Source organism: Flavobacterium sp. LC2016-12 (genome assembly GCF_015351595.1).
In the GTDB taxonomy this organism is placed as follows: Bacteria; Bacteroidota; Bacteroidia; order Flavobacteriales; family Flavobacteriaceae; genus Flavobacterium.
Genome location: NZ_JADKPT010000019.1, coordinates 21,319 through 45,283 on the forward strand (window position 1 = coordinate 21,319; position 23,965 = coordinate 45,283).

The following is a 23,965-nucleotide window of genomic DNA, read 5'->3' on the forward strand; positions in this document are numbered from 1 at the left end:
GATAGAATTTTAGCATTAACCCCGCATTAACCTTCAATTAACTTTCGCAGTGCTTTTTTAGAATCATTTTTGCATTCAATCTAAACCAAAAATCTTTTTAAAATGAATGTTTATCTGCCTGTAAAACTTTTTATAATCCTATTGTTGTTCTGTTTTTCTCTTTTGGGAAACGCACAGAATAAAACTCCAAAAGACAGTATTTCGAATAACCTGAAGGAAGTTGTTATCACTCAAAATAAAAAGGCATTTTCGAATCAAAATGGGAATATTAAATTGGATGTTGCCAATTCAATTTTCAATTCGATTCCAAATACAGTGGATCTTTTGTCTAAAATACCAACAGTTCAGGTTAGTGCTGATCGCGAAAATATTTCGGTTGTAGGTAAAGGAAATTCACTGATTTATATTGATAATCAAAAAGTGGGCATGAACGATTTAAATGCTTTGGCTGCCGCCGATATTAAAACAATTGAAATTATTCAGAATCCATCTGCTAAATATGAAGCTGAAGGCCGTGTCGTGATTTTGATAACCCGAAAGTTTAGCAAAAAAGACAGTTTTAGAACGGAGATTTCAGAAGTTGCTTCGTTTAAGAAAAATTACAATAATTATCTCGGATTTAATTCTAATTTCAAAAAAAACAAACTGGAGTTGAAAGCTAATTTCAATTACAATAGATTGAATCCGTGGGAAGGCCATAGTATCGATTATCATATTTCTGATGTAGATATTGCTTCAAAATATGATGTTACGGCGAATACAAAAAGAAAGCAATATATTTTTGGCGGCGGTTTGTTTTACAAAATAAACGAAGAGGATTATTTTTCGTTTAGTATAAATAGTAAGCTGCAGATGGATATTTTTCCTATCAATACGATAACAAAAAATAAAAACCAGAACGTTGTAAATAATGTTGTTACGTACAGTGATAATGATGGTAAAAAGGATTTTGTAAATTCTTCTTTAAATTACAATAAAAAGATAAATTCACTCGATGCACAGATTTTTACTGGATTTCAGTATTCTAATTTTGATCAGACTTCCTGGAGTCAGGTTCAGAATAATTTTAATGATACGGAATTTGAATTGGCTCAAATTCGGGATCAGAAGTTTAAAGTCAATGTTTTCTCGGGCAGAATTGATATTGAGAAAAAGCTTAAAAATGAAATGAAATTTGAAATGGGCGGATTGTATTCAGCTGCAGATTCAAAATCTGATTTTGATATTTTTTATTATGAAACCAATACAAATAAAATAAGTCATTATGATTTTAAAGAAGAGAACTTAGCCGGATATAGTCAACTATCAGGAAAAATTAAAAAAATCGATTTCTCTGTTGGAGTTCGTGTTGAAGAGACTAACATTAACGGAAAGTTTAAAACCGATTTATTACCGCTGATAGCTAAAAAGTACACTAATTTTTTCCCGAAAGCACAGTTTTCATTCCCCATTGACAGTACAAAAAGTATTAGTGTAAATTATGCCAAAAGCATTTCGAGACCTAATTATTCCTCTTTAAGTCAGGGAGCCACTTATATAAATCCTTATTTTTTGTATGCTAGGAATATTAATTTGGGTCCAACAATTATTGATGAAATTTCGACCACTTTTCAGTATCATGATAAATCAGTTAAACTGAGTTATACGCATGCCAAAGATCCTGTACACAATAGTTTTTCGTTTGATGATGAAAAAAATATAATGACTTTTCAGGATATTAATTTTGATAAAAGTTCTGGATTTACAGCCGATTTCACATTGCCGTTCACGTATAAATTTTGGACAACAACTAATTCGTTGGTTTTTATTTTAGAAAAAATTGAAGATCAGTCTGCAGCGTTTCTGGCGTCAAAACCATATTGTTATTATAGCTCCAATAACGAATTTAAATTTCCAAAAGACTATTCTTTTGTTTTGAATTTTTGGGGATTAACAAAACAATATACAGGAGTTTTTGAAACAGCTCCGATGTTTGTAGTAGACATGGCGGTTTCAAAAACCTTCTCTAAAAATTGGAATTGCACTTTAAGCTGTAATAATGTTTTTAAAAATAATATTCAGTCCGAACAATTTACTATTAATAGCATTAATTCCAAAGCAAGATATGTTGTAGATAATCATGAGATTTCACTAGCAATACGATATTCTTTTGGAAAAGTAAAAGAAACAGAATTCAAAGAGAAAAACATCGATGAAAATTCAGATAGAATTAGATAAAAGAAAATGCCCTTGAATTTCAAGGGCATTTTTATGTTTTAAAAGGAAATTATCCTTCGTCTTCTTCTGTAACTTTTTTTAGTGAATCATCTGGTAATTCTTCATCGTCGTCAGTTGAATTCAATTCGAAGAAACTAAAAAACGAACCGCCGTAACTTTTCTGGAAAGAAAAATTACTCAAGTGCTCCATTTTGGTGTATTTGGAATGTTCGATAATCATCATCCCGTCTTCGTGCAATAAATCTCTTTCAAAAACGGTTAGCACAATTTTTTCAAACGCAGCCTGATCTAATCCATAAGGTGGATCGGCAAAGATAATATCGTAAGAAGTTTTGCAGTTTTCTAAAAATTTATAAACATCACTTTTAGTAGCAGCAATATTAAAATCATATTCTGATGCAACTTGTTTGATGAATTTTACGCAGCCAAAATCGCCATCAACAGACGTAATTGGTTCGCTTCCGCGTGAAGCGAATTCAAAGCTAATATTGCCAGTTCCCGAAAATAAGTCTAAAACTTTTAAACTGTCAAAACTAAAATGATTGTTCAAAACATTAAATAATGCTTCTTTACTCATGTCAGTTGTAGGTCTTACAGGAAGGTTTTTTGGCGGAAAAATGCGGCGTCCTTTGTATTTTCCAGAAATGATTCTCATGATTGAAATAAGATATAATGTTTTTGATTTTGTGCAGTAGAAAAGTCATTTTTCTCTTGTAATGTGCTTACATCTAAGAAGGAAACATTACGAATGTATTTATACGCGATGGCATAAAAAGGATCATTTTTTTCTATAGTACCCAACAATTCGAGTGGAAAAATCTCAGGATTTAAATTCGATTGTTCGGCTGTAAAAAGCAGGTAATAAATAAAATCTTCCGGTGTATTATATTCAAAGGAATTGAATAACAACAGCTTTTGATTTTGAACTACAATAATTTCAAAATGCTCCGGATTAAAATTAACGATCATTTTTTTATCGTCATTGTTTCTTGAAGCATCAAGAATTTTTTCGACTAAAATGCTGTTAACATGTTTGTAGTCAAAAGATCCAACATTATCAATCAGGAAATTATTGATGTTTACATACGGAATGTAAACGGCATTCATTTCGTAATTTGAAATGGTATCGAAAGTAAAAAAATCAGTTTCGAAAACTTTTGTATTGTATTGCAAATAGCTGCCCAGATAATTTTCGTCAAAAAGCGCAGTTGGAACAAAAGTGGAAAGATTGTTATTATGAATGACCATAATTTCGTCGTAACTATCTTTTAGTTCCGGATATTTTTTAAATGCATCACTAAATGACTCTTCAATTTTGGTCGCCTTTTTAGTGGGATCAAATTGAATTTCATTAAACGAAGTAATGGTATTATTTAAGGTATCAAAACAACAAAAAGAAAATCCTGTCAGTGAAACCTGAATAGAAAGTTTTTTATAATTTTTTGATGTAATATTAGTATTTTGAAATGCCATAATTTGATTTTCAATTCATTACCTGTTGTAGTGTCAAGAAAGAATTTAATTCGAACACAAACTTACAAATTAAAAAGCAAGAATAATAATTGCAATTTCAAAAAACAATTTAATATACATTTTAAGGCAACGTTAAGTTTTTTTCTCCACCATATAAGTGATATAAGTTCAATTAATTTCTGATTTTAAGTATTCTTATATTTACTTTAGATCACTTTGAATTAAAAGCGATTATCAGGCTGTGCTTAACTGAACTTATATCACTTATATGGTGGAAAATATTGATCTTGCAGATTGAAATTGCCATTTAAAAAACCGTACTTTGTTGTTCAATTTTTCCCTATGAATTCAGCATTGTTTTACGGCATTTTACAAAGAAAATTTCCTTTTGCACCAACTCTGAAACAGGATATTTTTTTTCAAAAAATTGCCATTTTTTTGACCGAGCCCGCTAACGATACCATTTTTGTACTGAAAGGATATGCCGGAACCGGGAAAACAACGGTGATTTCGACTATTGTAAATAATCTGGGAGAAATTAATAAGAAATATGTTTTGCTGGCGCCAACAGGTCGTGCGGCAAAAGTAATCGCTAATTATTCGAATACTTCGGCTTTTACCATTCATAAAAAAATATATTTTCCTAAAAAATCTTCTGGTGGAGGCGTAGCTTTTACCAAACAGGTCAACAAACATAAAAATACGATTTTTATCGTCGATGAGGCTTCGATGATTTCTGACAGTAATTCTGATTCGAAATTGTATGATAATGGATCGCTTTTAGATGATTTGATTCAGTATGTTTATTCTGGAACCAATTGTAAAATGATTCTTTTGGGAGATACTGCCCAGTTGCCTCCGGTGAATTTAGATATTAGTCCTGCGCTTGATGTACATACTTTAAATGTACATTATGACAAAGAAATCGAACATATCGAATTGGATGAAGTAATGCGTCAGGAAGAAAATTCAGGGATTTTGTACAATGCGACTGAATTGCGTGAATTACTAAAAGATAGTTTTATTACCGAATTTAAATTCAATGTAAAAAAGTTCAAGGACATTGTTCGTTTAACTGATGGATATGATATTCAGGATGCTATTAACACAGCTTACAGCAATTATAGTATTGAAGATACCGCTTTTATTGTTCGTTCCAATAAAAGAGCTAATCAATACAACGAACAAATCAGAACCCGAATCTTGTTTAAAGAAAGTGAACTTTCGGTAGGTGATTTTTTGATGGTGGTAAAAAATAATTATTTCTGGTTAAAAGAAACCGATGAAGCCGGATTTATTGCCAACGGAGATATTATCGAAGTTTTGGAAATGTTCGGAATCAAAGAACTATACGGCTTTACTTTTGCAAATGTAAAAATCAGAATGGTCGATTATCCGGATCAGAAACCTTTTGAAACCGTTTTGCTTTTGGATACGATTAAAAGCGAATCTCCGTCATTAACCTACGAAGAATCAAATCGTTTGTACGAGGAAGTAATGAAAGATTATGAAGATGAAAGTACGAAATATAAGAAGTTTCACAAAGTAAAAGAGAACGAATACTTCAACGGTTTACAAGTGAAATTCTCGTACGCCATAACCTGTCATAAATCGCAGGGAGGGCAGTGGAACACTGTTTTTATTGAACAGCCCTACTTACCAAACGGAATCGATCGCGATTATATTAGATGGCTTTATACAGCTATGACTCGTGCGAAAAATAAGTTATATTTAATAGGATTTAAAGACGAAAGTTTTGAGGAGTGATTTAAATTTAAATTATACAATATTTAAAAGTTTGCAATTTGAAAACTTTTATAATACATTTGTTCTATGAAAATTCTTGTAAAGAAGACGATCTTACATTATGTTAAGAAATATCCAATTGCATCTACACAGTTACTAATTTGGTATAATGAGTTTTCTAAGCTTCCATTTAATAATTTTAATGAATTAAAAAAGATTTATGGAAATTCTAGTATTGTAAATAATAATAGAGTTGTTTTTAATATTAAAGGAAATGATTTTCGATTAGTTGTTTCAATTAATTTTTTACAACAAGCTTGTTATGTAATTTGGTTTGGGACACATAAAGAATATGATAAAATTAATGTTGAAACTGTAGAATTTGATACTACAATTTTGACGGATAAAACTTTATAATTATGAATTGGAAAGTATTAAAAACAGAAGAAGATTATAATAAGGCATCACTAAGGTTGATGGAAATTTTTCATGCTTTACCTAATACTGTAGAAGGTGATGAGCTAGATTTGTTAATTGTTTTGGTAAAGGATTACGATGAAAAAAATTATCATTTGCCAGAATTAGATGCATTAGAAGTCATAAAATATAAAATGCAGGAAAGAGGGATGAAGGCAAAAGATCTTGAACCAATAATTGGGAGTAAAGGTCATGTTTCTGCAATTTTATCAGGTAAACGTGAAATTACTTTGAAAATGGCACAAAAACTTAAAAATTACTTTAGCATTCCTGCAGATGTATTTTTGCATAGTGCCTAGAAATTTTTACTTTTTAGCTTAAAAATGCAATGCTAAAATGACAACACTAAACGACTTACATTCGATTTCCTCTACGTTTTCGAATACAGATAAAATGCCGGTTTTGTTTTTAGGACACGGAAGTCCGATGAACGCTATTGAAGAAAATCAGTTTGTGGCTGGTTTTCGCGATCTGGCTAAAACTTTGCCACAACCGAATGCGATTTTGTGTATTTCAGCGCATTGGTTTACCAACGGAACCAAAGTTACTTCCATGCAAATGCCAAGAACTATTCATGATTTTGGAGGTTTTCCGCAGGCACTTTTTGATGTTCAATATCCTGCAAAAGGAAGTCCGGAATTGGCTGCAGAAACTAAAAAAATATTGGAACCTGTAAATGTTGATTTAGATGAACATTGGGGATTAGATCACGGTGCATGGAGTGTAATCAAACACTTATATCCAGAAGCTAATGTTCCGGTTATTCAGTTGAGTATTGATTATACAAAATCAGGTCAATATCATTTTGAGTTAGCTCAGAAATTACAATCTCTTCGTCATAAAGGGGTATTGATTATAGGAAGCGGAAATATTGTTCATAATCTTCGTTTAGTAGATTTCAGAAATTTTGATAAAGACAATTACGGTTTCGATTGGGCTATTGAAGCGAGAGAAACGGTAAATAATTATTTATTGGATGGAAATTTTCAGCCGTTGATTGACTTCGAAAAGATGAGTAAAGCAGTTCAGGTTGCCATTCCAACTCCGGATCACTATTTACCTTTGTTGTATACTTTAGGTTTAAAAGAAAAATCAGAAGAATTGAGTTTGTTTAATGATAAATTGTTGGCTGGTTCTTTGAGTATGACTTCAGTAAAAATTATGTAAAGAAAAAAAACTTTGAACTTTGTGAAACTCTGTGAAAACCTTTGTGCAACTCTGTGGTAAAAATTATAACACAAAGCAGCATCAATACTTTACAGAGATCATCAATAAAAAAATAAATTAATAATGAGGATGAGATCGCTTCGTTCCTCGCAATGACATAAAAAATGAAAATAATAGCTGTAATTCCGGCGCGATATGCATCAACACGTTTTCCTGCAAAACTAATGCAGGATTTGGGTGGTAAAACCGTAATCCTAAGAACTTATGAAGCCTCAGTGGCAACAAATTTGTTTGATGATGTATTTGTTGTAACCGATTCTGATCTAATCTTTAATGAAATTGTTTCAAATGGTGGAAAAGCCATTATGAGCATTAAAGAACACGAATCAGGAAGCGACCGAATTGCAGAAGCTATATTTAGTCTCGATGTTGATATTGTAGTGAATGTTCAGGGTGATGAACCTTTTACAGAAGCAGGACCTCTTGAACAAGTTTTATCAGTATTTAAAAACGATGAAGACCGCAAGATTGATTTAGCCTCATTAATGCGTGAAATCACAGCTGAAGACGAAATCAATAATCCTAATAATGTAAAAGTGGTTGTAGATCAGTCCCAGTTTGCGTTGTATTTTTCGCGTTCTGTAATTCCGTACCCGAGAGATAAAGATGTTGGTGTTCGTTATTTTCAACATATCGGGATTTATGCTTTTAGAAAACAGGCCTTGTTAGACTTTTATAGCTTGCCTATGAAATCTTTGGAAGCTTCTGAGAAACTAGAACAATTACGTTATTTAGAATTCGGAAAACGTATTAAAATGGTTGAAACAACGCATGTTGGAATTGGAATTGATACGGCTGAGGATTTAGAAAAGGCTAGGGGTATTTTAGCTTCTAAATAGTTATGTTGCTGTGAAGATGGTACGCGGATGAAACGGAGTCGCTAAAGCGAAAGCGCGGATAAAAACGGATTTTTGTCATTGTAACAAAACAAAAAAGCTCCAAAATATTGGAGCTTTTTTGTTATCTAAAAAAATATAAAATCTAAAATTAGTATAAATCCGGGAATTTAGAAGGATTAACTTCATGCATCATACTATATACTTTTTCAAAAATATCTTCGGCAGAAGGTTTAGAGAAATAGTCACCATCAGTTCCGTAAGCCGGTCTGTGGGCTTTTGCAGCAAGAGTTTGTGGTTTGCTGTCTAAATGAACATATGCATCTTGCTCTTCCAAAATTTGTTGTAAAATAAACGCTGAAGCTCCACCAGGAACATCTTCGTCAATTACTAACAGACGATTTGTTTTTGCAATACTTTTTACAATATCCTTATTGATGTCGAACGGAAGTAAAGACTGAATGTCAATAACTTCACAATCAATTCCTAAATCTAATAATTCAGTTGCCGCTTGTTCTACTAATCTTAAAGTTGAACCATAAGAAACAAGAGTAATATCAGATCCTTCTTTTAATGTTTCAACAACTCCAATTGGTGTTTTGAACTCACCAAAATTCAAAGGTGTTTTTTCTTTTAAACGGTATCCATTTAAACATTCAATTACCAAAGCCGGTTCATCAGTCTCTAAAAGAGCGTTATAGAATCCTGCCGCCTGTGTCATGTTTCTTGGAACCAAAACGTGAATTCCGCGAATAGCATTGATTATCATTCCCATTGGTGAGCCAGAATGCCAGATACCTTCTAAACGGTGTCCACGAGTTCTGATGATCAAAGGTGCTTTTTGTTTTCCAACAGTTCTGTATTGCAATGTAGCCAAATCGTCACTCATGATTTGAATTGCATACAGTAAATAATCTAAATACTGAATTTCAGCAATTGGACGTAAACCTCTCAAGGCCATTCCGATTCCCTGACCTATAATGGTAGCTTCACGAATTCCGACATCGGCAACACGAAGTTCTCCGTATTTTTCCTGCATGCCTTCTAAACCTTGGTTTACATCACCAATGTTTCCTACATCCTCACCAAAAATTAGTGTTTCAGGGTATTTGGTAAACAAAGCGTCGAAGTTATCGCGAAGGATCATTCGGCCATCTGAATCCGGTTTTGCATTTTCTGAATATTCAGGAAGTACTTTTTCTACAGAATAAACATTCAAATCTGAATCAGAATGTAAATGACTGCTGAATCTTGGTTGTGTTTTTGTAATGTAATCTGTAATCCAGTTCGATAACAAAACTTTACTGTTTGGTACTTCTACAAAACGTAATATTTTGCGTGCTATAACTAACATTTCCTTTTTTAAAGGCGATTTAATAGCACTTAATTCTGAAATATACTTTCCAATTCTTTCTTTATGATTGATGCTTGCTTCTGCAATTTGCTCCAATAATGCCAAAAGATTTTTTTGATCTTCAATAATTGGGTTGATGAAAGAATTCCAAGCCTCTTTTTTAGCCTCAAGAACTTCTTTTTTCAATTCAAAATCAATTTCTGAAAGTTCTTCAGGAGATGCAATATTGATGGCGATCATCCATAAACGCATCTGACGAATACAATCGAAATCTCTTTCCCAGGCTAGTCTTTCTCCATTTTTATAACGTTCGTGAGAACCTGAAGTAGAATGCCCTTGTGGTTGTGTTAATTCATTAACGTGAATTAAAACGGGAATATGTTCTTCGCGGGCAATAGCACCTGCTCTTTCGTAAGTCGACACCAACTCAGCATAATCCCAACCTTTTACTCTAAAAATTTCATAACCTTTAGAATCTTCATCGCGTTGATATCCTTTAAGGATTTCTGAGATGTTTTCTTTGGTTGTTTGATGTTTGGCGTGAACCGAAATTCCGTATTCATCATCCCAAACACTCATTACCATAGGAACTTGTAGAACTCCTGCAGCATTTATTGTTTCGAAAAACAAACCTTCAGAAGTACTCGCGTTACCAATAGTTCCCCAAGCCACTTCGTTTCCATCTACAGAGAATTTGTCTTTGATTTTGATACCATCGACATTTCTGTAAATTTTAGAAGCCTGTGCAAGTCCCAATAATCTTGGCATTTGTCCGGCTGTAGGTGATATATCTGCGCTTGAATTTTTTTGTTTTGTCAGGTCTTTCCAGGATCCATCTTCGTTTAAACTATGCGTTACAAAGTGTCCGCCCATTTGTCTTCCGGCTGACATTGGATCAAAATCTAAATCGGTATGACCATATAAACCTGCGAAAAATTGTTTTGGAGTTAATTCGCCAATCGCCATCATAAAAGTCTGATCGCGGTAGTATCCTGAACGGAAGTCACCATTTTTGAAGGCTTTTGCCATTGCAAGTTGTGGAACTTCTTTTCCGTCACCAAATATTCCAAATTTGGCTTTTCCGGTCAATACTTCTTTACGACCTAAAAGGCTACATTCACGGCTGGTTACTGCAATTCTGTAGTCATTCAATACCTCAGTTTTGAAATCCTCAAATGTTAATGTAGTATTGTTTTTTTCTGTAATCATAATCTGGAATGGTCATGTTGAGACTGCGAAATTACTTAAAAACAATCAATAATCATAATTCTTTAAAATAAATATAATTTAATTATTTGTATTTAAAATCAAAAAACTACGTATTTTATTTATGTTATTTTAAATAAAAAACATAATTTAATAATAATAATGCATCTTTTTGATTAAAATTTATTCAATTAAAACCATTTTCGGGTAAAAAGATTGACTAATGTTTTAGGTGATAATGTTATAACAAATCTTATTTTTTCGTTATATTTTGTTTGAGTAATTTCCCATCCATTATTTGAATAAACCGGAAAATAGAGTTCAAAATAGTCCGGAACCAGATTTAAACGAACTCCTGTATCATAAACAAAATCGGCACTTTGATGTTTACTTTTCATAAAACCAATATCGCCATACATTTCAACCCAGTTCCAAACAGAGTAACTTGCATTTAATGTTGTCATCCACTGGTTAGCAAATGAGGGTTCGATTTTGGACTTAAAACCACCTTCGGCCATGACAAACTGCTGACTAAAAAAACCGCTGCTTTCAGATCTTCCATAAAAATTATAATCAAACATATAATCTGTAGGACGATCTAGACCAAAACTGAAATAATCCGAATCTGTTTTATTATAAAGAAAAGTTCCGGCATACATTCTCAGATTTAGTTTATGATTGTTCTCAAACAATCTTCTATATTCAATTTCTCCAGCTACTTTTCCAAAATCTCCTGAAAACTGAACATCAGTCATGAAGTTAAAATGATTGATTAACTCCGTTTTTGTATTCGAGTAACGCGCATTGAAAATAGAATAATTTGGTGGTGAATTATCAGTAATATAATCGCTTGCCTCTCTATTTACAATAACCTCACGCAACAAGAAAAGTTGTTTTCTGTTGTCTCTGAAATTTTTCTCCCGAATACGAAATTGCACCATTGGATTCAATCTAAGATAAGTTGCATCCGGCGCGTAGTGAAAATAGTTCTGACTAATCGAATAACGTACATTATAGAGTGTGCTGTTGCGATAATATTGACTCCATGAAAATGCCGATGAGCCAGAAATTGTTCCTGCATTTATAGAATATGCCGGATTAATATCAAACGTAAAAGGTTTGTCTAAAATGGTTTTATTATGAAAACGAATTCCAGGCGTCAATCCATCATATAAATTATAATTAAGTGTCGGAATATATAAAATCTGATTGTAGTAAGGATCTTCCAGATCTTTGGCAAAATTAAATTTGATCGGGCGATTGACAATAACTACACTTTTTAACGATTTCCAATTGTTTCTTTGATTGTATTCCGGTACCTCATTGTCGTAATTAATAACAATTTTATCTGCATTTTTTCGATCAAAGTTATAAACCGAATCATTCTTTGTTGGTTCAATCCAGGTTTTAAAAACGACTTCATTTTTCTTGATTCCGTAAACAGGAATCGGAGCGTAAATGCCTGTTTTGTTTTTTATCTGAAATTGTACACTGTCTTTTGTTCTCGAAACATTGGTGAATTTATAATCGATAATTTCACGGGAATCAATAATAGTTTCAAAGAACCAATTGATTTTTTTTGGACTATTTTTGGTCAGGATTTTTTCAAAGTCAAATCGGTTTGTCTGTTTTGCTTTATTCAAATTATAAAATTCCTGAACACTTTCAGGAACAATATTATGATTGAGATAATCATCTAAATAACTCAAACTTAAACCGGCGCGATATTTACTGGCAATTTGTTCGTTGAATTTTATCAGTGTATTTTTAGGATCACCAAGAGGCTGATCCAGGTTTTTTCGTGCCATCAGCATATAATAATAGCTGTACTGCTCGTTGAAAGTTATATTGGTAATGTTGTAACTTTTAAAGAGTTTCATGTCAGAAAGTCTACCCAGCATTTTCTGATCCAAATGATGTTCTTCCATGTATTTCATCATGGTATATATCTGAATTCCGTCATAAACCCAATTGTCTCTTCTTGGATCAAGACGTAAACTATTCTTGAGATAATTGTTAAGGTAGGTTTTCAAGAAAGTAATCTCAAATATAAATTCATCTGTAAACGGGCTAATAAAGGATGGCAATTGATTTAATCCATAAAACGGATTTCGATCATAATCAGCCTGAGAAACTGTGATTCTTTTGTGCGGATATTTTCCAATAAATTCATTGGCAAAAGTTGCTACTCTGTCGATAACAATAGCTTTTTGAATGTCGTTAAGTTTTTTTGTTTTTAAATCTGAAAGAACTTCTAAGTCTCCCATAGTATAACTTCTGAAACTATTTTGTTTTTCGATAAATAAATTAAAATCACTTCTTTTATTTCCGGAAAAAGAATAGGTGCTGTACGAAGAATTGGAATCATCTTTTGAAACAGAATCCAAATCGGTGGTAATAGAATAATTATTTGGAATCTTTATTTCAACTTGGTAATCTGTGCTGGCATTAGCAATATCATCCAGATTAAAATTGTTGTTTTTTACAAAATGATGGCTTTCAAATCGGGCAGGGCTTATAAACCAGTTTTTTAGGTTCATTCCTCCATTCTGATCAAAGCCGTAATGCGTAAATTTAGCACTCGGAATTTTAGAAATGTAAGTAAGATGAAGATTGATTTTTTCGCCAGGGTATAATTTTCTATTCAGCTTTACAACAATATAATCAGGGTTTTTAACGGTTCTTTGCCATTCTAAAGCCAAATTATCAGAACCTGTCAAACTCAAAATGGTTGTATTTCCTCTTTCCTCTGGTTTGGCAACATGAAAGCCCCTGTAAAATTCATCCGAAAAGCGTTTAGCCAAAGGTGTATTTTTATCTGAAAAAGCATTGTTCCAGTCATTCAAAACAATTGAATCCAAAGAATCATTTGAGGTGTTGTAAAATGTTATATCCTGTTTTACATTCAGTGTTTTAAGTTCAAGATTAACCGCCACATCCATCCTAGACTGATGTTGTGCATATTGTTTTATCGAACTGAATAAAACTAAAATGAAGAATATAATTTTATAAAATGATTTCAAGGATGACTCGGGATAATTTAGCGTATACTTAAGTTACGAGTGTAAAGTCGTTTTGGTTTTTTGTAAAAATAGCATAAAAAAAGCTGTTTTTTAAAACAGCTTTCAATTTTTGTGATACTTAACGTTATTTATTCATTTGAACGATTTTTTTTCCTTTTATTAAAGTTACAATAACTTAAAAAGCGATAAAATTTAAAAATTAGAAATTTGGACTTAAATCGTACTTTTTATAGAATTTATCTAAAACATCAACTACTTCATCTTCAGTATCTACTATTTTGAATAAGTTCAAATCTTCAGGACTTACAGTATGCATTTTTTCAACTAGAACTGTTTTAACCCATTCAATTAATCCTGACCAGAATTCCACACCCACTAGAATAATTGGGAATTTCCCGATTTTCTTAGTTTGAATTAAGGTAATCGCTTCAAACATTTCGTCCAAAGTTCCAAAACCTCCTGGCATTACTACAAATCCTTGAGAGTATTTTACAAACATTACTTTTCTAACAAAGAAATAGTCAAAATTCAGGTTTTTGTCGTGGTCGATATAAGGGTTAAAATGCTGTTCAAAAGGCAATTCGATATTTAAACCTACTGAAGTTCCACCACCTAAATGAGCACCTTTATTTCCAGCCTCCATAATTCCGGGGCCACCGCCTGTAATTACACCATAACCGGCTTTACTAATTTTATAAGCAATTTTCTCCGCCAATAAATAGTATTTATCATCTGGTTTTGTTCTCGCTGATCCAAAAATTGATACACACGGACCAATACGACCCATGCTTTCGTAACCGTTTACAAACTCAGACATAATTTTAAAAATCGCCCAGCTGTCATTGGTTCTAATTTCATTCCACGTTTTTTGTTTCAAACGATCCTGAATTACTTTATCCTCATCATTATCAAAATCTTCTAATCTCATTTTAGGTATTTTAATTATTTATATTTTTATTTCTAGCTGTGTCGTTTTTATTATTGTCATCCTGAGCGGAGTCGAAGGAGAAGGAGCTATTTCCTGCTGTCCTTCCAATCTTTTGTGCCGAACCCCGGCACAAAAGGATTTTCCCTCCCATCAGGGCTAGGGCAATCATTTTCAAAAGAAGAATCCGTTACTAATACGTTTGTTCTTCAATTGATTTCGTAATGTGACTTTTAACTTTTCCGGTATGCTCTGTTGTTTTAGATTCTATAAGCATTATGAGACATTCGTCAACAGATGAAACTCTGTGATTTATTCCTTTTTTCACAACGAATAACTCGCCTTTCTTCATGGTGAATGCTGGCTCATTTTCAATTTCCATTAAAAGCTCACCTTCGACAATATAAAATAGTTCGTCTTCATTCTCATGATTATGCCACGGTATTTCCTGACCTTTTATTTTAGCCACTTTAATATATTGATCATTTACTTCATCAATTATTTTAGGCGAAAAATATTGGTCTACGTTACTGAACTTGTCTTTTAGATTCATAGATTTTATATTAGTCCTTACCGAAATCAAAAGCTTTTTCAAAAACGGCTAGCTAAATTAAGCCTTTTTTTCAGAATTGTCACAAGAATGTCCATTTATTAATTTAAATGTAACATTTGTGATTGGGTAGTTTTTGGGTTTTAATTCATTATCAATTGATTATAGAAAATGAACTCTTGCAACAATTACAACATTTGGTAAATAGATGTCGTTCCTACGGAACTTAATTACTAAATGTCAAAATTATCAACAGATTAAATCTGTTGCTATAAACATTTCGTTCCTGTGGAGCTTCATTATGATTATTTAAAAAAGACCCTTAAGCTCGATTCACTTTGTAGCGACTGATTTTAATCCGTCGTTATTATCACGAAGTCCTATAGAGCTGTAGGTTCTGCAGATATTGTAGGGATGGATTTTAATCCATCCCGTATTGTAAATTTGGTTATTCCAATTCCTTTTTTAAAAACTTAGCAGTATAGCTTTTTTTACTTTTTGCTACTTCTTCAGGAGTTCCTTTGGCAATTAATTGTCCACCGCCTTTTCCTCCTTCAGGGCCAATATCTATAATATAATCAGCAAGCTTTATTACATCCATATTGTGCTCAATCACCAGAATTGTATTTCCTTTATCAACCAGTTTATTGATCACATCCATTAAAACACGAATGTCTTCAAAATGCAATCCTGTCGTTGGTTCATCTAGTATATAAAACGTATTTCCCGTATCTTTTTTAGATAATTCTCCAGCCAATTTAATACGTTGCGCTTCACCACCAGAAAGCGTTGTACTTTGTTGACCTAGGGTGATATACCCTAAACCAACATCCTGAATTGTTTTTACTTTTCTATAAATCTTCGGGATATTTTCAAAGAAAGGAACTGCTTCATCAACCGTCATATTCAAAACATCCGAAATTGATTTTCCTTTGTATCTAATTTCCAAAGTTTCTCTGTTGAAACGTTTTCCCTGACACGTTTCGCATTCTACATAAACGTCTGGTAAAAAGTTCATTTCGATAGTTCTAACACCAGAACCTTCACAGGTTTCACAACGTCCGCCTTTTACATTAAAACTAAAACGTCCGGCCTTGTAACCACGAATCATACTCTCAGAAGTCATGGTAAACAGGTTTCTGATTTCTGTAAAAACCTCTGTGTAAGTTGCTGGATTCGAACGTGGTGTTCTTCCAATCGGACTTTGGTCGATATCAATTACTTTGTCGATATATTCTAAACCTTCTATTTTTTTATAAGGCTGTGGTTTTTTCACGCCATTAAAATAGTAGGCATTTAAAATAGGGTAGAGTGTTTCGTTGATCAAAGTAGATTTTCCACTTCCTGAAACTCCAGTTACACAAATCAACTGTCCTAAAGGCAATTCAATCGAAACATTTTTTAGGTTGTTTCCTGTCGCTCCGGTTAGTTTTAAAAACTTGCCATTTCCTTTACGACGCTCTTTTGGAATCTCTAGTTTCATTGTACCGTTCAAATATTGAGCGGTAATCGTGTTCGATTTTAAAGTTTCAGCCGGAGTTCCGATACTGATAATTTCTCCACCGTATTTTCCTGCTTTCGGACCAATATCAATTACATAATCTGCAGTTTCGATCATGTCTTTATCGTGTTCTACGACAATTACTGAGTTTCCGATATCACGTAATTGTTCTAGTGATTTAATCAGTTTTTCATTGTCTCTCTGGTGTAAACCAATACTTGGCTCATCCAAAATGTATAAAACACCAACCAATTGTGAACCAATTTGAGTTGCCAAACGAATACGTTGTGCTTCACCACCGGAAAGTGATTTTGAACTTCGGCTTAAAGCCAAATAATTCAAACCAACATTCATCAGGAAGTTCAAACGATCTTTAATTTCTTTAACCACTTCAGAAGCAATCAAAAGCTGTTTGTCTGTTAAATGGCTATTTAAATCCTGAAACCAGGCTGTTAAATCGGAAATATCCATATCACACAATTCGGTGATGTTTTTTCCATTTACCCTAAAAAACTGCGCTTCTTTTTTTAAACGTGAACCTTCACATACCGGACAATTCACTTCGTCCATAAAATCTTTTGCCCAACGCTTTATAGTCGTTGAAGCGCTTTCATCATATTGATTTTTGATAAAATGTGAGATTCCCTCAAAATCAATTTTATAATCGCGCGTAACACCCAAATCTTTTGAGTTTATAGTAAATTTATCTTTTCCACCATGAAGAATCATCTCCATCGCTTCTGCTGGAATTTTCTCAATAGGATCCGTAATTTTAAATCCGAATTTTTCTCCGATAACTTCCAGTTGCTTGAAAATCCACGATGATTTATATTCACCAAGTGGCGCAAAACCTCCAGATTTAATAGATAATTTAGGATTCGGAATAATCTTTTTGATATTGATTTCGTGAACCGTTCCCAATCCATTACAATGCGGACAAGCTCCTTTTGGAGAGTTGAAAGAAAATAAATTCGGCTCTGGATTTTGGTACGAAATTCCTGTTGTAGGACACATTAAATTTCTACTGAAATAACGTACTTCATTGGTGTCCTGATCTAAAATCATCAAGACATTTTCACCATGATGCATGGCAGTATTAATGCTTTCAGACAAACGTTTTTGATTGTCTTCGGTATCTTCAATCAACATTCTGTCAACGACAATTTCGATATCATGGGTTTTATAACGATCCAGTTTCATACCTGAAACCAAATCCTGAACTTCGCCATTAACGCGAACTTTCAGGAAACCTTGTTTGGTAATTTGTTGGAATAATTCCGCATAATGTCCCTTTCTGGCTCGAATAATTGGTGCCAAAATATTAATGCGTTTTCCGTTAAAATCTTCCATGATCAAATCTTTAATCTGATCATCAGAATAAGAAACCATTTTTTCGCCTGTGTTGTAACTGTAAGCATCAGCACCACGAGCATATAGAAGTCTTAAGAAATCATATATTTCAGTAATAGTTCCAACAGTCGAACGCGGACTCTTACTGGTTGTTTTTTGTTCAATAGCAATTACAGGCGAAAGCCCATCAATTTTATCCACATCCGGGCGCTCTAAACCACCAAGAAACTGTCTGGCATAAGCTGAAAAAGTTTCTACATAACGACGCTGTCCTTCGGCATAAATCGTATCAAAAGCCAAAGACGATTTTCCCGATCCTGATAGACCGGTAATTACAACCAGTTTTTCACGCGGAATTGAAATATCGATATTTTTTAGATTATGAACTCTTGCACCAAGAACTTCAATAGTATTGTCTTTTTCTAACATAATTTTGAGCAAAACGCAAAGTTACCACTTTGATTTGTTCTTTTTATACTAGAGTACAAAACTTTATGTTACAATTAGTAACAAAAAAACGCTAATTAGATTTAATGTTGTTTGCTGCTAGAATTTTATTAAAAGTATCTTCCTTACCGGCTTTTTTCAGATCAGCATATATCATTTGAATGATTTTTTCTGCATCCGCTCTGTATGGCGATTTTTGTTCAACATACAAATTGTAAGCTTTGCACATATTGTCAAGACCTTTTTCAGGATCATTTAAATGAAGGGCATACATTTGTCCAATGCCGTAAAAAACCTCAGGATTATTTGATTCAATTTTAGCTAGTTTTTCGTAGCTTTTTACTGCTTTTTTATATTCTTTTTTATAAGAGTAGGCCACTGCAATATTTTGTAATGGCATTAATCCATTAGGATCTATCTTTAGGGATTTTTCATATGAATCTATTGCTAAATCAAATTCTTCCAGACGTCTATAGCATATTCCCATATTGTCGTACGCAAATGCAAAATTTGGGTCAATTTTTACGGCTTTTTTGTAATATTCAAGTGCTCCTTTAAAATTATCTTTTTTAGTTTCATCGATGCCCAGGTTGTAAAAATCCAATGCTTCCTGATTTGTAGACATTGAATTTTTATTTAATTGATTATTTGAAGCAACTTTATCTTTTAAAGTAGAACAATTATCCATAAGGTATTTCTCCATTTTATAATAGATATCCTTATACTCCGTAGAATTTTTATCTAGATTTAAAGTAACATTAATCTCTTTTTTTTCTCCCGTTGGATTCGATAAGTCTATGTTCGCAAATTTTTCACCTATTTGATATGCTCCAACTTTATCATCAATGCAGGAACTAATATTAGCGGTAATAGAGTCTTTTATTCTATTGTATGTTGGAATTGAATCAATACAAGAGCATGCCTGGTCTGTAAGTTCCTTGAATAATTTTTCGGGATCAATTTTATCTTTTGTTTGGGCATTAGAAGTTAAACTAAGAGAAAAAAGTAGAAAAAATAACGTTTTTTTCATTTTATAATTGGTTTTTGGTTGGTTAGCGTTTTCGTTTTCTGGTTGCCATATATTCTTCAATGGCTTCTTTGGTTGTGTACCAATTTCGGCCTTCTTTATAAGCGTCTATTTTGCCGGTTCTGGCCAATAAACTAATGTATTCGTGTCCGTAAGGAGTTTCGGGTTCGCTCACGATATTTTGTATCGATTGAAAATCGTAATTGCTTCCTGGCATGGCACTTAAATAGATGTTAAGTGTACGCTCTAGAGCCTGACACATCAAAAGCGTTAGTTTTTGATAATTACCGTTATTAGCCTGATTGAGTGCTTCGTAATACTTTTTTCGATCATTTTTTAAGATAATCGCCGGCGGAAAACCACAGCGCATTAATAATAAATTCATACTCAATCGAACTGTACGCCCATTTCCATCAAAAAATGGATGAATCCAAACTAATTTATGGTGGTAAATAGTTGCCAATTCAATATCATTTAACCCTAAAGGATTGGTATTGATAAATTCAATTAATTCATCAAGATAATCAGAAACTTTGTTGGCGTTTGGAGGCATAAAGTTCGCTCCCGAAATTCGAACTCCACCATTACGTATACGACCAGCAAAATCATCTTCGATAGAACGTAAAACCAATCCATGAATCGATAGAATATCAATACTTCGTAGTTTATAATTATCATCAACAATCGAGTACAAATAATCAATGGCCTTATCGTGATTATGAGTTTCAAAATGTTCCCGAAGTGATTTTCCTTTAATGGTAATTCCTTCCTGGATTACCATTTGGGTTTCTCTTAAGCTCATAGTATTTCCTTCAATACTATTCGAATTGTAAGTCCATTCAAGGGATAAACTTTCGCGAATTTTATGCAAAGCGATATTGGGCAATGGTCTGCTGTTTTGCAGATCAAGCCTTTTTTGGTACAATCGATCAAATGTTGATTGAAATTCTTCTCTGTATGTTAAGTCAATATTCCACATAATCCTACAAAGGTACTTCTTAATATCGGATAAATCAAAATTTTAACCTATCCGATATTAAGCTTACTCAATTGTCATAGAACGTAACTTCATTCTATACGCTTCAAGTGCTATGGATTTGGAAATGAAGCCGTAATATTTTTCATTTCGTAAAACGGGAAGAAAAGCTGTTTTTGATTTTTCGAATTTACTCATTACAATTTCCATGCTGTCATAAGAAGATATTGTAGCAGCTGGTGTTTTCATAACATCTTTAATCAGGGTATATTTTACTCGATAAGAATTAAAAATAATTTCGCGGATATCATTAAAATGAACTACTCCAACTAATTCTTTTTCATTATTTACGACAGCAAAAACAACCTGATTGGAGTGCGAAATAAGATCAACTAATTTAGTAAGGTTTTCGTCTGGATGAACGGTTAGGTAGTCGCATTGAATGATAGTATCAATATCTAAAGTTGATAAAATATTGGAGTCTTTATTACTTGTAAAAGCATGACCTTTTTTAGCCAGACCCTTTACATCTAATGAATATTTTTCAAAACGTTTTGAAATTGCAAAACTTATTGAAGAGACAATCATTAAAGGAATCATTAAACTATAACCACCCGTAATTTCTGCAATTAAGAATATTGCAGTTAAAGGAGCGTGAAATAATCCACTCAAAATACCCGCCATTCCAACCATGGTAAAATTACTGATTGGTAGTTTTGACAAACCAATCATGGTTACAAATTTTGAAAAAAAGAATCCGAGATAAGATCCTAAAAATAGAGAAGGAGCAAAGTTACCTCCATTTCCTCCACTTCCGATAGTTAGTCCTGAAGCGAAAACTTTTACCATCATCGTGCATCCAACGAAAAGAAGTAAGACCCATTGGTTATTTCTAAAATCTCCAAATAACGTATTATCCAGAATTTTACCGGGATCAGATTCAGATAAAGTTTTAATGCTTTCATATCCCTCACCAAAAAGCGTTGGGAAAACAAAAATAAGCAGCGCTAATAAGGACGATCCAATTAATGCTTTTTTATAAGCGCCCATTTTTAAATTTCCAAAATAATGCTCTACTCTTTGAAAATTTCTTGCGTAATAAACCGCTATAAAACCGGTTAATATACCTAGAATAACATAAAAAGGAATATTATGATAATTGAAAGCTTCTTGTTTTTTGAAAGACAATAAGATTGTTTCATCCAAAACAATTGCAGAAACCAAAGCACCGGTCGCCGCCGAAATCATGATAGGAGTGAAGGCAGAAATACTGACATCAACCAATAAAACTTCGATAGCAAACAAAACTCCGGCAATTGGCGCATTAAAGGCGGCTGCAATTCCTGCCGCGACACCACAGCCAATTAGCAAAGTTCTATCTTTATAAGCTAATTTATAATTTTGTGCAAAGTTAGATCCAAAAGCTGCTCCTGTAACAACAATTGGGCTTTCAAGACCTGCAGAACCTCCTAAACCAACCGTTAACGAACTGGTTACAATTTGCGCATACATTTGTTTTCTCGGAATAATACTTGCTTTTTTAGCAACAGCATATAAGATTTGAGAAGTTCCTTTTTCAATGGTTCCGTTTAGCACTTTTTTGATAACAAAAACAGTAAGCAGTATACCAATTATAGGCAAGATACTGTTGATGAAACTCAATTTTAAAATACCATTGATGTAGGTTGCAAAAGAAAATACACTATGCGCAAAAGTTTTTAAAACTATTACCGCTAAAGAGCATGAAATACCAATTAAAACACTTGATAAAAAAATAAACTGCTTTGGCGTCATTAAGGACTGTGCCAAGGCAATAATGCTTTCTAGTTTTCTGAAATATTTTTTTAGCATTCTGTCTGTAAAAATTAGGGGGATACTGCAAATTTAGGGTATAACATTCAAAATTGTATGATTTTTATTTAAAATCTATTTTAATTTAAAAGCCTACAGCAGTATCATCACCTCTAAAATCAGCTCCTCCTTCTAAAGTTTTATTTGGAAGTACTAAAATAGCATCTACTTTACCGATTATTGGTGTTGGATTCTCATTAATTAAATAGCCTTTCGTTTTAAGCTTACTGATAGTATTGTTGTCAAAAGTACTAGGTTCAAAAGTAATAAGATCTGGTAACCATTGATGATGAAATCTTGGCGCGTTTACAGCTTCCTGCATGCTCAATTTATATTCGTAAACGTTTAAAATAGTTTGCAAAACTGATGTTATGATAGTAGATCCTCCAGGAGTTCCCACCACCATAAAAAGCTTTCCATCTTTCTCAACAATTGTAGGAGTCATTGAACTCAACATCCTTTTTTGAGGTGCAATACTATTGGCTTCATTTCCAACTAAACCAAACATATTTGGAGATCCAGGCTTGGCGCTAAAATCGTCCATTTCATTGTTTAAAAAGAAACCCAATTCATCACAATAATATTTAGAGCCGTAACCGTCATTTAGGGTTGTTGTTGCTGCAATTGCATTTCCGTATTTGTCAACTATAGAATAATGTGTGGTTTCTGTACTTTCATTGTAAGTTACTTTTCCTTCTTTTATTTCTGAGGATAAACTGGCTTTGTCAACGTTAAAAGTGGACATTCTATCTTTTAAATAATCTCCAGAGAGTAAGGCGTTGACCGGAATTTTTACAAAATCAGGATCACCAAGAAACTGACTTCTGTCAGCGTAAGCTCTTCTTTCTGATTCCACAATGACCTGAATGGCTTCAGGAGAATTATGTCCCATTTTTGCCAAATCATAAGGAGCAATCATTTTTAGAATTTGAGCCAGACAGATTCCACCACTGCTTGGCGGAGCCATTGAAGTGATTTTTAAATCTTTATAAGTAAACTGAAGCGGTTTTCTCCATTTAGCTTCATATTTTGCTAAATCTGGAAGGGTGATAATTCCGCCTTTTTTCTGAAGATAATCTACTAAAATTTTAGCAGTTTCTCCTTTATAAAATTCATTTCTTCCATTCTTAGAAATTCGTTTTAAAGTCTTAGCAAGTGCCGGATATTTAATAGTGTCTTTTTCTTTAAAATTTGCTGCTAAAAGTGTCGTTCCTCCATTTACTTTTACAATAGCATCACGATAATCATTTAGGCTTTTTTCTTGTTTTTTGGTAACCACAACACCTTTCTCGGCTAAAGCAATGACAGGTTTTAAAATTTCGGATATTGGCATCGAGCCAAATTTTCTATGAACTGCAAAAACGCCGGCTACCGTTCCCGGAACACCAATTGCCAAAGCAGTTTCGGTGCTTTTTCCTTTAATTACATTTCCGTCCTGATCTAAAAACATATCTTTTGATGCTGCTAAAGGCGCCTTTTCACGATAGTCCAATGAACCAACCTCTCCATTTGCTTTTCGGTACACCATAAAACCACCACCGCCAATATTTCCGGCAAACGGAAAAGCAACAGCAAGAGCTAATTCAGTTCCAACCATAGCATCAAAAGCATTTCCTCCTTTTTTCATGATATCAGAACCAATTTTAGAAGCTTCTTCTCTTGCTGAAACGACCATTGCTTTTGAAGTAACCAATCCGGTTGGATTTTGTTGCGCAAAACTAAAAACGGAAATAAATGAGAATAAGAATGTAATTTTTTTCATAAAGTAGAAAATATGGG

Annotated in this window: 17 protein-coding genes; 6 read left to right on the plus strand and 11 right to left on the minus strand. The window is 33.2% G+C overall.

Annotated elements, in window-relative coordinates; all coding sequences use genetic code 11:
- The first annotated feature begins 102 nt into the window (after window positions 1-102).
- On the plus strand, window positions 103-2,217 hold the full coding sequence (locus tag IRZ99_RS20800) for an outer membrane beta-barrel family protein (protein WP_194659294.1): 2,115 nt from the start codon (window positions 103-105) through the stop codon (window positions 2,215-2,217).
- A gap of 49 nt (window positions 2,218-2,266) precedes the next feature.
- Here the strand turns inward: IRZ99_RS20800 and IRZ99_RS20805 are convergent, their stop codons facing one another.
- Window positions 2,267-2,872, minus strand: a complete 606-nt coding sequence (locus IRZ99_RS20805) for an RsmD family RNA methyltransferase (protein ID WP_194659295.1) — start codon at window positions 2,870-2,872, stop codon at window positions 2,267-2,269.
- Entirely contained in the window at window positions 2,869-3,690 is an 822-nt protein-coding gene (locus IRZ99_RS20810) for a DUF3822 family protein (protein WP_194659296.1), read from the minus strand. Before IRZ99_RS20810 ends, IRZ99_RS20805 begins: the two co-directional genes overlap by 4 nt.
- A 342-nt stretch (window positions 3,691-4,032) precedes the next feature.
- Here IRZ99_RS20810 and IRZ99_RS20815 point away from each other — a divergent pair, with 342 nt between their 5' ends.
- The 5 genes from IRZ99_RS20815 to kdsB all read left to right on the plus strand — a co-directional run bounded on the left by IRZ99_RS20815 (window position 4,033) and on the right by kdsB (window position 7,979).
- Complete coding sequence (locus IRZ99_RS20815; protein ID WP_194659297.1) at window positions 4,033-5,457, plus strand: ATP-dependent RecD-like DNA helicase; 1,425 nt, start codon at window positions 4,033-4,035, stop codon at window positions 5,455-5,457.
- A gap of 66 nt (window positions 5,458-5,523) precedes the next feature.
- Window positions 5,524-5,853 (plus strand): type II toxin-antitoxin system HigB family toxin, encoded by a 330-nt coding sequence (locus IRZ99_RS20820; RefSeq protein ID WP_194659298.1) that lies wholly within the window; start codon window positions 5,524-5,526, stop codon window positions 5,851-5,853.
- A 2-nt stretch (window positions 5,854-5,855) separates the two neighbouring features.
- Entirely contained in the window at window positions 5,856-6,212 is a 357-nt protein-coding gene (locus IRZ99_RS20825; protein ID WP_194659299.1) for a type II toxin-antitoxin system HigA family antitoxin, read from the plus strand.
- Window positions 6,213-6,249: 37 nt separating this feature from the next.
- Complete coding sequence (gene ygiD, locus IRZ99_RS20830) at window positions 6,250-7,080, plus strand: 4,5-DOPA dioxygenase extradiol (protein WP_194659300.1); 831 nt, start codon at window positions 6,250-6,252, stop codon at window positions 7,078-7,080.
- Between the two features lie 164 nt (window positions 7,081-7,244).
- Window positions 7,245-7,979, plus strand: coding sequence for a 3-deoxy-manno-octulosonate cytidylyltransferase (kdsB, locus tag IRZ99_RS20835; protein WP_194659301.1), 735 nt, complete (start codon window positions 7,245-7,247; stop codon window positions 7,977-7,979).
- Between the two features lie 148 nt (window positions 7,980-8,127).
- On the opposite strand, the gene IRZ99_RS20840 is transcribed toward kdsB, so the two are convergent.
- The 9 genes from IRZ99_RS20840 to ggt all read right to left on the minus strand — a co-directional run bounded on the left by IRZ99_RS20840 (window position 8,128) and on the right by ggt (window position 23,948).
- Window positions 8,128-10,539, minus strand: coding sequence for a thiamine pyrophosphate-dependent enzyme (locus IRZ99_RS20840; protein WP_194659302.1), 2,412 nt, complete (start codon window positions 10,537-10,539; stop codon window positions 8,128-8,130).
- A gap of 188 nt (window positions 10,540-10,727) precedes the next feature.
- Window positions 10,728-13,478, minus strand: coding sequence for an aminopeptidase (locus IRZ99_RS20845; RefSeq protein WP_194659303.1), 2,751 nt, complete (start codon window positions 13,476-13,478; stop codon window positions 10,728-10,730).
- A 280-nt stretch (window positions 13,479-13,758) separates the two neighbouring features.
- Window positions 13,759-14,487 (minus strand): TIGR00730 family Rossman fold protein, encoded by a 729-nt coding sequence (locus tag IRZ99_RS20850; protein WP_072976115.1) that lies wholly within the window; start codon window positions 14,485-14,487, stop codon window positions 13,759-13,761.
- A gap of 190 nt (window positions 14,488-14,677) precedes the next feature.
- Window positions 14,678-15,037 (minus strand): cupin domain-containing protein, encoded by a 360-nt coding sequence (locus IRZ99_RS20855; RefSeq protein ID WP_194659304.1) that lies wholly within the window; start codon window positions 15,035-15,037, stop codon window positions 14,678-14,680.
- Between the two features lie 445 nt (window positions 15,038-15,482).
- Window positions 15,483-18,314, minus strand: coding sequence for an excinuclease ABC subunit UvrA (gene uvrA, locus IRZ99_RS20860; RefSeq protein WP_194659305.1), 2,832 nt, complete (start codon window positions 18,312-18,314; stop codon window positions 15,483-15,485).
- A 91-nt stretch (window positions 18,315-18,405) separates the two neighbouring features.
- On the minus strand, window positions 18,406-19,362 hold the full coding sequence (locus IRZ99_RS20865; RefSeq protein WP_194659306.1) for a tetratricopeptide repeat protein: 957 nt from the start codon (window positions 19,360-19,362) through the stop codon (window positions 18,406-18,408).
- Between the two features lie 22 nt (window positions 19,363-19,384).
- On the minus strand, window positions 19,385-20,338 hold the full coding sequence (locus IRZ99_RS20870; protein ID WP_194659307.1) for a Fic family protein: 954 nt from the start codon (window positions 20,336-20,338) through the stop codon (window positions 19,385-19,387).
- A gap of 63 nt (window positions 20,339-20,401) precedes the next feature.
- On the minus strand, window positions 20,402-22,186 hold the full coding sequence (locus IRZ99_RS20875) for a chloride channel protein (protein WP_194659308.1): 1,785 nt from the start codon (window positions 22,184-22,186) through the stop codon (window positions 20,402-20,404).
- Window positions 22,187-22,271: 85 nt separating this feature from the next.
- Window positions 22,272-23,948, minus strand: coding sequence for a gamma-glutamyltransferase (gene ggt / locus IRZ99_RS20880; RefSeq protein WP_194659309.1), 1,677 nt, complete (start codon window positions 23,946-23,948; stop codon window positions 22,272-22,274).
- Between the last annotated feature and the right edge of the window lie 17 nt (window positions 23,949-23,965).

Bases quoted from the DNA above. Each gene is read 5' to 3' on its own strand.
- IRZ99_RS20825 (WP_194659299.1), top strand. From the start codon at position 5,856: ATGAATTGGAAAGTATTAAAAACAGAAGAAGATTATAATAAGGCATCA.
- IRZ99_RS20850 (WP_072976115.1), bottom strand. From the start codon at position 14,487: ATGAGATTAGAAGATTTTGATAATGATGAGGATAAAGTAATTCAGGAT.
- uvrA (WP_194659305.1), bottom strand. From the start codon at position 18,314: ATGTTAGAAAAAGACAATACTATTGAAGTTCTTGGTGCAAGAGTTCAT.
- ygiD (WP_194659300.1), top strand. From the start codon at position 6,250: ATGACAACACTAAACGACTTACATTCGATTTCCTCTACGTTTTCGAAT.
- IRZ99_RS20840 (WP_194659302.1), bottom strand. From the start codon at position 10,539: ATGATTACAGAAAAAAACAATACTACATTAACATTTGAGGATTTCAAA.
- IRZ99_RS20805 (WP_194659295.1), bottom strand. From the start codon at position 2,872: ATGAGAATCATTTCTGGAAAATACAAAGGACGCCGCATTTTTCCGCCA.
- IRZ99_RS20870 (WP_194659307.1), bottom strand. From the start codon at position 20,338: ATGTGGAATATTGACTTAACATACAGAGAAGAATTTCAATCAACATTT.
- IRZ99_RS20875 (WP_194659308.1), bottom strand. From the start codon at position 22,186: ATGCTAAAAAAATATTTCAGAAAACTAGAAAGCATTATTGCCTTGGCA.
- IRZ99_RS20855 (WP_194659304.1), bottom strand. From the start codon at position 15,037: ATGAATCTAAAAGACAAGTTCAGTAACGTAGACCAATATTTTTCGCCT.
- IRZ99_RS20800 (WP_194659294.1), top strand. From the start codon at position 103: ATGAATGTTTATCTGCCTGTAAAACTTTTTATAATCCTATTGTTGTTC.
- kdsB (WP_194659301.1), top strand. From the start codon at position 7,245: ATGAAAATAATAGCTGTAATTCCGGCGCGATATGCATCAACACGTTTT.
- IRZ99_RS20865 (WP_194659306.1), bottom strand. From the start codon at position 19,362: ATGAAAAAAACGTTATTTTTTCTACTTTTTTCTCTTAGTTTAACTTCT.
- IRZ99_RS20815 (WP_194659297.1), top strand. From the start codon at position 4,033: ATGAATTCAGCATTGTTTTACGGCATTTTACAAAGAAAATTTCCTTTT.
- IRZ99_RS20820 (WP_194659298.1), top strand. From the start codon at position 5,524: ATGAAAATTCTTGTAAAGAAGACGATCTTACATTATGTTAAGAAATAT.
- ggt (WP_194659309.1), bottom strand. From the start codon at position 23,948: ATGAAAAAAATTACATTCTTATTCTCATTTATTTCCGTTTTTAGTTTT.
- IRZ99_RS20845 (WP_194659303.1), bottom strand. From the start codon at position 13,478: ATGGATGTGGCGGTTAATCTTGAACTTAAAACACTGAATGTAAAACAG.
- IRZ99_RS20810 (WP_194659296.1), bottom strand. From the start codon at position 3,690: ATGGCATTTCAAAATACTAATATTACATCAAAAAATTATAAAAAACTT.